Origin of the sequence: Azospirillum lipoferum (assembly GCF_024170005.1) — a bacterium.
In the GTDB taxonomy this organism is placed as follows: Bacteria; Pseudomonadota; Alphaproteobacteria; order Azospirillales; family Azospirillaceae; genus Azospirillum; species Azospirillum lipoferum.
Window position 1 is genome coordinate 232337 of record NZ_JALJXJ010000004.1, and the last position, 12515, is coordinate 244851.

Consider the following 12515-nt stretch of genomic DNA (forward strand, 5'->3'; position numbering starts at 1 on the left):
CGCACCATGTCCATCATGACCGACAGCGGCGTGAACCAGACCAAGGCCGGCATGGACCGCTACGAGTTCGCCAGCCGCGACGAGATCACGGCGATGCAGACGGAGCGGCTGGCATGGTCGCTGCGTCACTCCTACGCCAACGTCGCGTCCTTCCGCGCCAAATGCGAGGCGAAGGGAGTCCATCCCGACGACTTCAAGGAGCTGAAGGATCTGGCGCTGTTCCCCTTCACCGTGAAGGACGATCTGCGCCGTGCCTACCCCTACGGCATGTTCGCCGTGCCGATGGAGGACATCGTCCGCGTCCATGCCTCCAGCGGCACCACCGGGCGGCCGACGGTGGTCGGCTACACCAAGGGCGACATCGACGTGTGGTCGGAGGTCGTCGCCCGCTCCATCCGGGCGGCGGGCGGCACGCGCAACGACATCGTGCACATCGCCTACGGCTATGGCCTGTTCACTGGGGGGTTGGGCGCCCATTACGGGGCGGAGCGGCTGGGCTGCGCCGTGGTGCCGATGTCGGGCGGCCAGACCGAGAAGCAGGTCCAGTTGATCCAGGACTTCAAGCCGACCATCATCATGGTCACGCCGTCCTACATGCTGAACATCGCCGACGAGATGCGCCGCCAGGGCATCGACCCGCGCAGCACCAGCCTGCGCGTCGGCATCTTCGGCGCCGAGCCCTGGACCGGCGCGCTGCGCGAGGAGATCGAGCGCACCTTCAACATCCACGCGGTCGACATCTACGGCCTGTCGGAGGTGATGGGGCCGGGCGTGGCGTCGGAATGCGTCGAGACCAAGGACGGCCCAGTGATCTGGGAGGACCATTTCTATCCCGAGATCATCGACCCCGAGTCCGGCGAGGTGCTGCCCGACGGCTCCTATGGCGAGCTGGTCTTCACCACGCTGACCAAGCAGGGCATGCCGGTCATCCGCTACCGCACCCGCGACCTGACCCGGCTGCTGCCGCCGACGGCGCGCGGCATGCGGCGGATGGACAAGATCACCGGCCGCTCCGACGACATGCTCATCATCCGCGGCGTGAACGTCTTCCCGACCCAGATCGAGGAACTGATCTGCAAGATCCCGGCGCTCGCCCCGCACTATGAGCTGGTGGTGACCCGCGACGGCCACATGGACAACCTCGCCGTCCGGGTGGAGATGCATGACGACATCCACCCGTCGGAGTGGGACGGCCATGCCAGGCACCTCCAGCACTCGATCAAGTCGCTGATCGGCATCAGCACCCGCGTCGAGGTGGTCGAGCCCGGCGGCATCGCCCGGTCCATCGGCAAGGCCAAGCGGGTGCAGGACCTGCGCCCGAAGGCCTGAACGATCTGCACTCAGCCCTTCTGCGACAGCAGCGGGAAGGCGTCCAGGACACCGGTCAGCAGGATCTGGACGCCGACGCAGAACAGCAGGAAGGCGAACAGCCGCGTCAGCACCCGGACCCGCGTCGGCCCCAGGAAGGCGACGATGCGGTCGGCAGAGCGGTAGGACAGCCAGATCAACGCTGCAATCGCCAGCGCCGCCCCCGACATGCCGATGAAGAACTCCATCAGCCCGCCGGCCCCGCGCGTCGGGCGGGTGGAACCCAGCGCGATGGCGACGGAGATGGTGCCTGGCCCGGTGGTGAAGGGGATCGTCATCGGGAAGAAGGCCGATTCGGCCAGCCGGTCGCCGTCGCCGGCCGCCTGTTCCTGCTTGCGCGCCTCGTGGCGTTCCGGCGCGGTCAGCAGCGCCCAGGCGCGTTCGGCCACGACGAAACCGCCGGCGATCCGCAGCGCCGCCATCGACACGCCGAAGAAGTTCAGCACATAGGCCCCCGCCCACAGCGCGGTCAGCATGACGATGGCCGAATAGAGGCTGACCAGCCCGGCCAGCCGCGCCCGGTCGCGCGGACTGCTGTCCGCCGTCACCTGACTGAAGATCAGCGCCATCGCCAGCGGATTGACGATGGAGAACAATGCTGTGAAGGCGAGCAGGAAACTGTCGAACATGGCATCCATGCGTTTGTCGGCCGTCCGAACAGTTAGCGGGGACGGGGCAGCACTGGCAAGGGGTGGGAAGGGGCCTGCAAAGGGAATGTCTCCATTGCCCGAAAATTCACCACCGAAAGACCCTCAGCCCGAAAATTGTGCGGCCCTCGAAAAGCACACCTGCCAGAACGCTGTCCGATCCGTCAGTTCCTGTCTCGATGGACAGGTTTTCTTTCCGCAATAACAATACTCTACCATTCGGAAACTCCGTACCCATCCCATTTGGCTCGCTTCTTGCTGTCGTCCTGCCCGAGAGACGACAACGCGAAGGGACGAACGCCGTGCCAGCCGCCCAGCCCGCACCGCTCACTCTGGTTCCGCCGGCCGCCGAACCGGCGCCGCGCACCATCGTCGACATCCGCAACCTGACCCTGACCTATCAGGCCGCAGACCATCCGGTCTATGCGCTGAGCGACGTCAGCCTGTCGATATCCAAGGGCGACTTCATCTCGCTGATCGGCCCCAGCGGCTGCGGCAAGACGACCCTGATGCGTGTGGTCGCCGACCTGGAGCAGCCGACCTCCGGCGAGGTGACGGTCAACGGCATGACGCCGGAACAGGCACGGCTGAAGCGCGCCTACGGCTATGTCTTCCAGGCCCCGGCGCTCTACCCGTGGCGGACGGTGGAGCGCAACGTCATGCTGCCGCTGGAGATCATGGGGCTGCCCAAGGCCGAGCGCCAGCAGCGCGCCCGCGAGCAGTTGGAGCTGGTCGGGCTGGCGGGTTTCGAGCGCAAGTTCCCCTGGCAGCTTTCCGGCGGCATGCAGCAGCGCGTGTCCATCGCCCGCGCCCTTGCCTTCGCCCCCGACCTGCTGCTGATGGACGAGCCGTTCGGCGCGCTCGACGAAATCACCCGCGACCACCTGAACCTTCAGCTCACCCGCCTGTGGCTGAGCACCCGCAAGACCTGCATCTTCGTCACCCACTCCATCGCCGAGGCGGTATTCCTGTCCACCCGCATCGTGGTGATGAGCCCGCGCCCCGGCCGCATCCTCGACGTCATCGACTGCGACCGCGACCTGCCGCGCGAGCGCACGCTCGACATCCGCGAAAGCCCGGAGTTCCAGCGCATCGCCCACCGCGTCCGCGACGGGCTGATGGAGGGCCACAGCTATGACGACTGAGGGGACGATCAAGAAGGCTCTGCCGGTGGCGGTCATGGCGCTGGCGGTGCTGGTGCTCTGGTACGCCGGGGCGGTCTGGCTGAACGCGCCGACGGCGACCGATGCGCTGAACCGCGCCGGCCCGGGCTGGACCACCGCCGACCTGATCCGCGCCACGCTGGCGATGAAGCGCCCGATCCTGCCGACGCCGGATCAGGTGGCGCTGGACCTCTACACCTCCCTGACCGGCTATCCGGTGACCAGCATCCGCAACCTGCTCTACCACACCGGCGTCACCGCCGGAGCGGCGCTGGCCGGCTTCGGCATGGGGGTGGTGCTGGGGGTGGCGCTGGCGGCGGGGATCGTCCAGGCGCGCACGCTGGAATCGAGCCTGCTGCCTTGGGTCATCGCCTCGCAGACCGTGCCGATCCTGGCGATCGCGCCGATGATCGTGGTGATCCTCGGCAACCTGGGTTTCACCGGCCTGCTGCCCAAGGCGATCATCGCCATGTATCTGTGCTTTTTCCCGATCACCATCGGCATGGTGAAGGGGCTGCGCTCGGCCGATCCGCTGACGCTGGACCTGATGCGAACCTACAGCGCCGGCACCGCCCAGACCTTCCGCCTGCTGCGCCTGCCGGCCTCGCTGCCCTACCTGTTCACCAGCCTGAAGATCGCGGTCGCCGCCAGCGTCGTCGGCGCCATCGTCGCCGAGCTGCCGACCGGCGGGCAGGCGGGGCTGGGCGCGCGGCTGCTGTCCGGCTCCTATTACGGCCAGACCGTGCAGATCTGGAGCGCGCTGGTCATGGCGGCGTTGCTGAGCGTCACGCTGGTCGCCGCCGTCGGCCTCGCCGAACGGGCGCTGGTGCCGGGCGGCCGGGGAGGTGCGCGATGAATCGTCCAAATATGGCGCCCCCCACTATGGCTCCGTGGCCGCTGGTGATGCTGGCCGCTCCCCTGCTGCCCTTCGCCACGCTCGACGGCACCGCCCTTTATCTGCCGCAGATACCGGCGGCCCTCGCACTCTTCGCGCTGAGCGTCGCGACGATTCTCGCCCGCCGCCTGCCCGGCTCCGCGTTGGGCGAGGCCCTGCTGCTGCTGGCCGGAGTCGCCGCCGCCTATGCCACCCCGCTGGTCCTGCTGACGCAGGGCCACGCCCTCGCCCAGGCCGGCGGGCTCTGGCTCTCCGTGGCCGGTACGACGCTGCTGCTGTGGCGGGTGCTGGCCCTGCTGGCGGACGTCGCCGGCCCGGTGCGATTGGCCGGCCCGGCGCTGTTCGGGCTGGCGCTGGTCATGCTGTGGGAGATCCTGACCCGCGGCTTCCAGGTGCCGACCATCTTGCTGCCGCCACCGAGCCTCGTGCTGACCGCCTTCGCCGCCAACGCCGCCGACCTGTGGGACGATTTCCGCCAGACGGTGCTGATCTCGGTCCTGCGCGGCTATCTGATCGGCTGCGGCGCCGGCTTCCTCGTGGCGATCCTGGCCGACCGGGTGCCCTTCCTGGCGCGCGGGCTGCTGCCGCTCGGCAACCTCGCCAGCGCCGTGCCGGTGGTGGGCATCGCGCCGATCATGGTGATGTGGTTCGGCTTCGACTGGCAGTCCAAGGCCGCCGTCATCGTGGTGATGACGTTCTTCCCCATGCTGATCAACACCCTGGCCGGCTTGCAGAGCGCGGAGCGCATCCAGCTCGACCTGATGCGGTCCTATGGGGCCGGCTATTGGCGTACGCTGGCGATGCTGCGGCTTCCCTGCGCCTTGCCCTTTTTGTTCAACGGACTGAAGATCAACTCCACCTTGGCCCTGATCGGGGCCATCGTCGCCGAGTTCTTCGGAACGCCGGTGGTGGGGATGGGCTTCCGCATCTCCACCCAGGTCGCCCGGATGAATCTGGACGTGGTCTGGGCGACGATCGCCGTCGCCGCCCTGACCGGATCGCTGCTCTACGGTGCGCTGGCACTGGCGGAGCGGCATGTCACCGCCTGGCACCCGTCTTTCCGCAAACGCTGACCGACTTCAAGTCCTTCAAGCCAAACCAAGCCCAGCCAGAAGAGGATCGAACGCGATGAAGACCCTTGCCTCCGCCGTCCTGCTCGCCGCCACCGCGCTCACCGGCCTCGCCGGCTGGGGCGCGCCGGCCGCTGCCGCCGATCCGCTGACGCTCCAGCTGAAATGGGTCACCCAGGCCCAGTTCGCCGGCTATTACGTCGCGGCGGCCAAGGGCTTCTACAAGGACGCCGGGCTGGACGTCACCATCAAGGCCGGCGGCCCCGATATCAACCCGACCCAGGTCATCGCCGCCGGCGGCGCCGACGTGATCGTCGACTGGATGCCGTCGGCGCTGGCCAGCCGCGAAAAGGGCGTGCCGCTGGTCAACATCGCCCAGATGTTCCAGAAGTCCGGCATGATGCTGACCTGCCGCAAGGACGCCAACATCAAGGATCCGAAGGACTTCAAGGGCAATACGCTGGGCGTCTGGTTCTCCGGCAACGAATATCCGTTCCTGTCCTGGATGAGCAAGCTGGGCTATTCCACCTCCGGCTCCAGCCCGGACGTGAAGGTGCTGAAGCAGGGCTTCAACGTCGACCCGCTGTTGCAGAAGCAGGCGGCCTGCATCTCCACCATGACCTACAATGAATATTGGCAGCTGATCGAAGCCGGCATGAAGGCGGACGAGCTGACCGTCTTCAAGTATCAGGACCAGGGTGTGGCGACGCTGGAGGACGGCCTCTACGCCACGGAGAAGTCGCTGTCCGATCCGAAGATCGTCGAGAAGCTGGCGAAGTTCGTCAAGGCCTCGGCCAAGGGCTGGGAATACGCCGCCAAGAACCAGGCGGAGGCGGTGAAGATCGTGCTGGAGAACGACACCACCGGTGCCCAGACCGAGGAACACCAGACCACCATGATGCAGGAGGTCGCCAAGCTGATCGAGGGCGGCGCCAAGGGCACCGGCTATCTCGACCCGGCCGATTTCGACCGCACCGTCGGCATCCTGATGTCGGGCGCGTCGGCCCCGGTGATCTCCAAGAAGCCGGAAGGCGCCTACAGCCACGCGGTGTTCGACGCGGCGGCCAAGCTGTAAGGGGTTGGTCCTTGGGGGAGCGGGTGCCGTGCCCACTCCCCCCGAAAATTCCCGAGGCAAAAAGCTTCCCGCCCGCGGAAACGCAGCGATATATTAGTGGCTGCGGCGTCATGGCACGGTCATGGCTTGACCGCCGACGACATGAGTGGGACGAGCATGGATTCCAATGCGGGCGAAACGAACATGGTGGCCGTGGCCGCACCGGTGCGCCGCCGCCGCCGCCGCCCCGCCAGTGCGACCGCAAGGCCCGCCCACCGCGGCGCCACCGTGTCGGGCACCATCTACCGCGACCTGCGCGACGACATCGTCTCCCTGCGGCGCAAGCCGGGCGAGCCGGTGATTGAAAAGGAGGTGGCGGAGACCTATGGCGTCAGCCGCACCCCCGTGCGCGAGGCGATGCTGAAGCTCGCCGACGAAGGTCTGGTGGAGGTGTTCCCGCAGTCCGGCACCTTCGTCGCCCGCATCCCTATCAGCGGCCTGCCGGAAGCCATCGCCATCCGCCGCGCGCTGGAGGAGGCCACCGTGCGCTACGCCGCCGAACAGGCGAGCGGCAGCCAGGTGGCACGGCTGCGCGCCAACCTGGAACTCCAGCGCGAGATGAAAGAGGCCGGCGATTTCGACGGCTTCCATGAGGCCGACGAGGCCTTCCACGCCCTGCTGGCGGAGATCTCCGGCTATCCAGGCTTCTGGGCGGTGACCCAGCAGGTGAAGCGGCAGGTCGACCGCTACCGCCACCTGACCCTGCCGGCAGCCGGCCGGATGGACAAGGCGCTGACCGAACATGGCGCCGTCGTCGAGGCCGTCGCTGCCCATGATCCCGACCGCGCCGTCGCCGAACTGCGCCACCACCTGACCGACCTGCAACTGGGCATCGCCGACGTCCGGCGCAGCTATCCGCAATATTTCACGGAATGAGCCGGCAGGCCCGCGCTCACAGCTTGCGCGTCTCGTAGGCCGTGAAGCTGGCGGCGCGCGGGGCGTAGCCGCTGGCGAAATGGGCGGAGGACACGATCATGTCGGCCGTCGCCTCGTTGCAGGCCATCGGGATGTTGTAGAGCGTCGCCAGCCGGGTCAGCGCCTTCACGTCGACATCATGCGGCTGGGCGGTCATCGGATCGACGAAGAAGACCAGCAGATCGATCCGTCCCTCCGCGATCATCGCGCCGATCTGCTGGTCGCCACCCAGCGGGCCGCTCTTCAGCGGGGTCACGTCCAGACCGGGATGGGCGTCGCGCACCTTCTGGCCGGTGGTGCCGGTCGCCCAGAAGGCATGGCCGTCCAATGCTGCGATGTTGGCGCCGATCCAGGCGATCAGGTCCGCCTTGCGGGCGTCGTGGGCGACGAGAGCGATGCGCTTGCGGGACTGCTGGCCAGATTGCTGGCCAGATTGCTGGTTGAACATGACTGGACACTCCGGGCGAAGACCGTTCACTAATATATTACCTTTGAGGCCGGTGCAATGCGGCCCCCCGACCCTACTGCAATCCCCCTTCGCCCCTGCGACTTTGTCGCACCCTCCGCCGTCTGAAATGTCCGGCCCTCCATCATTAGAGCTTGCCCGGCTTACTAGTATATTAGTATGATGGCGCCAGACCCGCCGGGACGCCGGCTGCACAGAGTTAAAAGGAGCCACCCCATGAAAATCTCCGTCCGGCACGCCTCCCACCCCGACGCGGTCCGCGGCTTCGACACCGAGACGCTTCGCGACCATTTCCTGGTCCCGACCCTGTTCGAGGCGGACGAGACCGTCTTCACCTACAGCCACATCGACCGTTTCGTGGTCGGCGGCGCCATGCCGGTCGCCGGCCCGCTGAAGCTGGAGTCCTCCAAGGAGATCGGCTCGCCCAACTTCCTCGACCGGCGTGAACTGGGTGTGGTCAATGTCGGCGGCGCCGGCCGGGTGACCGTCGACGGTGCCGTCTACGAGCTGGCGCCACGCGACGCGCTCTATGTCGCGATGGGCAGCAAGGACGTCGTCTTCGAAAGCCTGGACCGCCGCGAGCCGGCCAAGTTCTACCTGAACAGCACCCCCGCCCATGCCCGCTTCGAGACGATGAAGATCTCGATCGGCCAGGCCAAGGCCGTGCATCTCGGCGACCCGGCCCAGTCGAACGAGCGCACCATCTACCAGATGATCCACCCGGACGTGGTCCGCACCGCGCAGCTGGTGCTGGGCATGACGGTGCTGAAGCCGAACAACATGTGGAACACCATGCCGTGCCACACCCATGACCGGCGCTGCGAGGTGTATTTCTACTTCGACCTGCCGGAAGAGGCGCGCGTCATCCACCTGATGGGCGAGCCGGAGCAGACCCGCCACATCGTGGTCGCCAACGAACAAGCGGTGATCTCCCCGCCCTGGTCGATCCATTCCGGCGTCGGCACCCGCAACTACACCTTCATCTGGGCGATGGGCGGCGACAACCAGGACTTCACGGACATGGACTTCGTTGCCATGGACCGCCTGCGCTGACGCGCCACCGAGCTTCAACGAACCTTAAGAACGGAAACCGACCATGAGCATTTCGTTCGACCTGACCGGCAAGGTGGCGCTGGTCACCGGCGCCAACACCGGCATCGGCCAGGGCATCGCCCTGGCGCTGGCGCAGGCCGGCGCCGACATCGCCGCCGTCGACGTGGTGTCGCTGGACGAGACCAAGGGTCTGGTCGAGGCGACCGGCCGCAAGTTCCTCGGCATCCACGCCGACCTGACCTCCATCGCCCCGGTCCAGGGGCTGGTGGAGGAGACGGTCGCCAAGCTCGATGGACTGGACATCCTCGTCAACAACGCAGGGATGATCCGCCGCGCCGATGCCGTCGACTTCAGCGAGGCCGACTGGGACGCCGTGATGAACCTCAACATCAAGACGGTGTTCTTCCTCTGCCAGGCCTTCGGCCGCTACGCCATCGGCGCGGGCCGCAAGGGCAAGATCATCAACATCGCATCCATGCTGTCCTTCCAGGGCGGCATCCGCGTGCCGTCCTACACCGCCTCCAAGAGCGGCGTCGCCGGCATCACCAAGCTTCTGGCCTGCGAATGGGCCGGCAAGGGCATCAACGTGAATGCCATCGCGCCGGGCTATGTCGCCACCAACAACACGGCGGCTCTCCGCGCCGACGAGAACCGCAGCGCCGAGATCCTCGGCCGCATCCCGGCCGGCCGCTGGAGCGTGCCGTCCGACATCGGCGGCCCGGCGGTCTTCCTGGCCTCGGAAGCGGCCGACTACATCCACGGCACCATCCTGCCGGTCGACGGCGGCTGGCTGGCGCGCTGACGGGAAAACGGCCCTCCCCGCCCCTCACGGGCGGAGGAGGGCGTTCCATTGGGGGGAGGAAACCGGACAATGACCACCGCAAGGACAACCGATGTGTTCGTGACCGCGGGCGACATCCCATGGCAGGATCTGGGCGACGGCGTGCGCCGCAAGATCCTGGGCTACAACGACACGATGATGATGGTGCGGGTGGAGTTCGAGGCCGGCGCCATCGGCGCGCAGCATCGCCATCCCCATGTCCAGTGCGCCGTGGTGGAGAAGGGGTCCTTCGACGTCACCATCGATGGCCGGACCAAGCGCCTGAACGCCGGCGACGGCTATATGGTGCCGTCCAACGTCCTCCATGGCGTGGTTGCGCTGGAGCCGGGCGTGCTGCTCGACATCTTCACGCCGATCCGCGAGGACTTCCTGGGCGAGCCGGTGGCCTACGCCGCAGCGGCCGACGCGAAGTAAGCCCCCGGGTTCGGTTCAGACCGGCCCCTCAAACCGGATCGCCCGGCGCCGTGAAATAGCGCGGGTAGTCGCGGCGGATGTCGGCGACCGAGATCTGCAAATCGTCCAGATGGTCGTCCAGCGCCTTGATGGCGGCGGCGGGATCGTTGGCCGCCACCGCTTCGAGGATGGCGGCATGCTCCGCGATCACCTCGGCAATGCGGCCGCGCACCGGCAGGGTCAGCAGGCGGTAGCGGTCGATCTGCACCTTGGTCTGCTGGATCAGCGTCCAGAATCCGGGATAGCCGGCAATCTCCGCGATCAGCGCGTGGAACGACTCGTCGGCTTGGTGGAAACCTTCGTAATTGGCGGTTTCCTGCATCTCCCGCTGCAATTCCAGATTGGCGCGCAATGCCGCGATCTGGCTGCGGCTCGCCCGCGCCGCCGCATAGCGCACCGTCGCCTCCTCCAGCGCCTTGCGGATGGCGAAGGCCTCCGGCAGGGCGTCCAGCGGGATGCGCGACACGAAGGTGCCGGACTGCGGGAAAATCTCGATCAGCCCTTCGTCGGCCAGCTTCAGCACCGCCTCGCGCACCGGCGTGCGGCTGACGCCGTAGGTTTCGGCGATCTGCTTTTCGGCGATGGCGTCGCCGGGTTTGCGCTTCAGCGAGACGATCTCCGCCCGCAGGTCACGGTAGATGCGCGACGCCACGGTCGCGGCGCGGCGCGGCGGACGCACCGCCGGTGCCGGGGCCCCGGCACGGCGCACGGTTGCGGAGGCCAGGCCGCCCTCATCCTCTGTCGTCGCGACCTTCTTCACCGATGGCTCCATTCCGGCAGGCATACAGATGTCGTGGGGCGGCGGTCCGCCACCCGCGAGATGTTCCTCATCCCCAGCAATCTACCCGCCCCTCTTCGTCAACGTCAAATCCATCGCCAGCCTCCTTTATGGAACAGGTGCGGCGACTGGGCGCAGCCTTCACGGGCATCGATGCCCGATCTGCGGAACGATTGGGCTTGCAATCAGATCTGATATATTAATATTATACGACCAGCCGGTAGGGACGGTCCCCCGCACGGACCCCGCCTTTTCCCCACCCTGCTTTTGCCCTTCTCTTGCAGCGTAGAGGCTTCCGATGCTTCACCCCGACCGTCTTTTCCCGAGCGACCCGACGCAACGTGCCATCGCGCGCCGCCTGTACGGCGAAGTCGCCGCCCTGCCGATCGTCAGCCCGCACGGCCACACCGATCCGTCCTGGTTCGCGCAGAATGAGGCGTTCCCCGATCCGGCGAGCCTGTTCGTCAAGCCCGACCATTATGCATTCCGCATGCTCTACAGCCAGGGAATTCCGCTGGAGCAGCTGGGCGTTCCGCGCAAGGACGGCGGGGAGACCTCGACCGACTCGCGCGCCATCTGGCGCCTGCTGGCCTCCAACTGGCACCTGTTCCGCGGCACGCCGACCTCGATGTGGCTGACCCACGCCTTCGAGACGGTGTTCGGCGTCACCGAGCGCCTGAGCGCCGCCAGCGCCGACCGCATCTACGACCAGATCGAAGAGTGCCTGCGCAAGCCGGAATTCCGTCCGCGCGCCCTGTTCGAGCGCTTCAACCTCGAAGTGCTGGCGACCACCGAATCGCCGCTCGACCCGCTGGTGCACCACAAGGCGATCCGCGAGAGCGGCTGGAAGGGCCGGGTCATCACCGCCTTCCGTCCCGACCCGGTCGTCGATCCGGAGTTCGAGGGCTTCCGCGACAACCTCGCCGAGCTGGGCCGCATCACCGGCAAGGACACCGCGACCTGGGACGGCTATCTCGCGGCACTCGCCGACCGCCGCCTCTATTTCAAGAGCTATGGCGCCACCTCGACCGACCACGGCCACCCGACGGCGGCGACCGCCGATCTGCCGCGGGCCGAGGCCGAGAAGCTGTTCGACATCGTGCGGCGCGGCGGCGCCACGGCCAATGAGGCCGAGCTGTTCCGCGCCCAGATGCTGACCGAAATGGCGCGGATGAGCCTGGAGGACGGTCTGGTCATGCAGATCCACCCCGGCAGCTTCCGCAACCACAACAACCTCGTGTTCGAGCGTTTCGGCCGCGACAAGGGTGCCGACATCCCGAGCGGCACCGAGTATGTGCGGGCGCTGAAGCCGCTGCTCGACCGCTTCGGCAACGAGCGCGACCTGACCATCATCCTGTTCACGCTGGATGAGGACAGCTATTCCCGCGAGCTGGCTCCGCTGGCCGGCCATTACCCGGCTCTGCGCGTCGGCCCGGCCTGGTGGTTCCACGACAGCCCCGAGGGCATGCGCCGTTACCGCGAGATGATCACGGAGACCGCCGGCTTCTACAACACGGTCGGCTTCAACGACGACACCCGCGCCTTCTGCTCGATCCCGGCCCGCCACGACGTGTCGCGCCGCGTCGATTGCAGCTTCCTCGCCCGTCTGGTCGCCGAGCACCGGCTGGAAGAGGACGAGGCCGCGGAACTGGCCGTCGACCTCGCCTACCGCCTCGCCAAGAACGCCTACAAGCTGTGATTGGTTGAGCTGTAACGCCCAGATCCCCCTCTCCCCCCCCGGGGAGAGGGTCG

Annotated in this window: 13 protein-coding genes; 10 read left to right on the forward strand and 3 right to left on the reverse strand. The window is 67.3% G+C overall.

Annotated elements, in window-relative coordinates; genetic code table 11:
- Positions 1–6 precede the first annotated feature (6 nt).
- Entirely contained in the window at positions 7–1329 is a 1323-nt protein-coding gene (gene paaK / locus J2848_RS11205) for a phenylacetate--CoA ligase PaaK (protein WP_149231087.1), read from the forward strand.
- Between the two features lie 11 nt (positions 1330–1340).
- Here the strand turns inward: paaK and J2848_RS11210 are convergent, their stop codons facing one another.
- A complete protein-coding gene (locus J2848_RS11210; RefSeq protein WP_412506881.1) occupies positions 1341–2006 on the reverse strand; it encodes a MarC family protein in 666 nt (221 codons plus the stop codon).
- A 341-nt stretch (positions 2007–2347) separates the two neighbouring features.
- Between J2848_RS11210 and J2848_RS11215 the strand changes: the two genes are divergently transcribed.
- From J2848_RS11215 to J2848_RS11235, 5 genes are all read left to right on the forward strand, one after another.
- The gene (locus J2848_RS11215; RefSeq protein WP_170307025.1) at positions 2348–3160 is read left to right on the forward strand and encodes an ABC transporter ATP-binding protein; all 813 of its coding nucleotides are present in this window, start codon (positions 2348–2350) and stop codon (positions 3158–3160) included.
- The gene (locus J2848_RS11220) at positions 3150–4034 is read left to right on the forward strand and encodes an ABC transporter permease (protein ID WP_170307022.1); all 885 of its coding nucleotides are present in this window, start codon (positions 3150–3152) and stop codon (positions 4032–4034) included. The genes J2848_RS11215 and J2848_RS11220 overlap by 11 nt, the downstream gene beginning before the upstream one ends.
- A gap of 11 nt (positions 4035–4045) precedes the next feature.
- Entirely contained in the window at positions 4046–5146 is a 1101-nt protein-coding gene (locus J2848_RS11225; RefSeq protein ID WP_246193811.1) for an ABC transporter permease, read from the forward strand.
- 55 nt (positions 5147–5201) lie between these two features.
- Positions 5202–6218 (forward strand): ABC transporter substrate-binding protein, encoded by a 1017-nt coding sequence (locus J2848_RS11230; RefSeq protein ID WP_109085885.1) that lies wholly within the window; start codon positions 5202–5204, stop codon positions 6216–6218.
- 156 nt (positions 6219–6374) lie between these two features.
- Positions 6375–7133 carry a GntR family transcriptional regulator gene (locus J2848_RS11235; RefSeq protein WP_149231091.1) on the forward strand — a complete coding sequence of 253 codons (759 nt, stop codon included), beginning with the start codon at positions 6375–6377 and terminating at the stop codon, positions 7131–7133.
- Positions 7134–7149: 16 nt separating this feature from the next.
- Here J2848_RS11235 and J2848_RS11240 read toward each other — a convergent pair whose 3' ends face one another.
- Entirely contained in the window at positions 7150–7620 is a 471-nt protein-coding gene (locus tag J2848_RS11240; protein ID WP_149231092.1) for a methylglyoxal synthase, read from the reverse strand.
- Positions 7621–7854: 234 nt separating this feature from the next.
- Between J2848_RS11240 and kduI the strand changes: the two genes are divergently transcribed.
- The 3 genes from kduI (at position 7855) to J2848_RS11255 (ending at position 9946) form a co-directional block, all read left to right on the forward strand.
- Positions 7855–8691 (forward strand): 5-dehydro-4-deoxy-D-glucuronate isomerase, encoded by an 837-nt coding sequence (gene kduI / locus J2848_RS11245; protein WP_109085882.1) that lies wholly within the window; start codon positions 7855–7857, stop codon positions 8689–8691.
- 43 nt (positions 8692–8734) lie between these two features.
- Entirely contained in the window at positions 8735–9493 is a 759-nt protein-coding gene (gene kduD / locus J2848_RS11250) for a 2-dehydro-3-deoxy-D-gluconate 5-dehydrogenase KduD (protein WP_149231093.1), read from the forward strand.
- Between the two features lie 69 nt (positions 9494–9562).
- Entirely contained in the window at positions 9563–9946 is a 384-nt protein-coding gene (locus J2848_RS11255) for a cupin domain-containing protein (RefSeq protein ID WP_149231094.1), read from the forward strand.
- A 28-nt stretch (positions 9947–9974) separates the two neighbouring features.
- Here the strand turns inward: J2848_RS11255 and J2848_RS11260 are convergent, their stop codons facing one another.
- Positions 9975–10757 (reverse strand): GntR family transcriptional regulator, encoded by a 783-nt coding sequence (locus tag J2848_RS11260; protein WP_149231316.1) that lies wholly within the window; start codon positions 10755–10757, stop codon positions 9975–9977.
- A 304-nt stretch (positions 10758–11061) separates the two neighbouring features.
- Here J2848_RS11260 and uxaC point away from each other — a divergent pair, with 304 nt between their 5' ends.
- A complete protein-coding gene (uxaC, locus tag J2848_RS11265) occupies positions 11062–12462 on the forward strand; it encodes a glucuronate isomerase (RefSeq protein ID WP_149231095.1) in 1401 nt (466 codons plus the stop codon).
- Positions 12463–12515 lie beyond the last annotated feature (53 nt).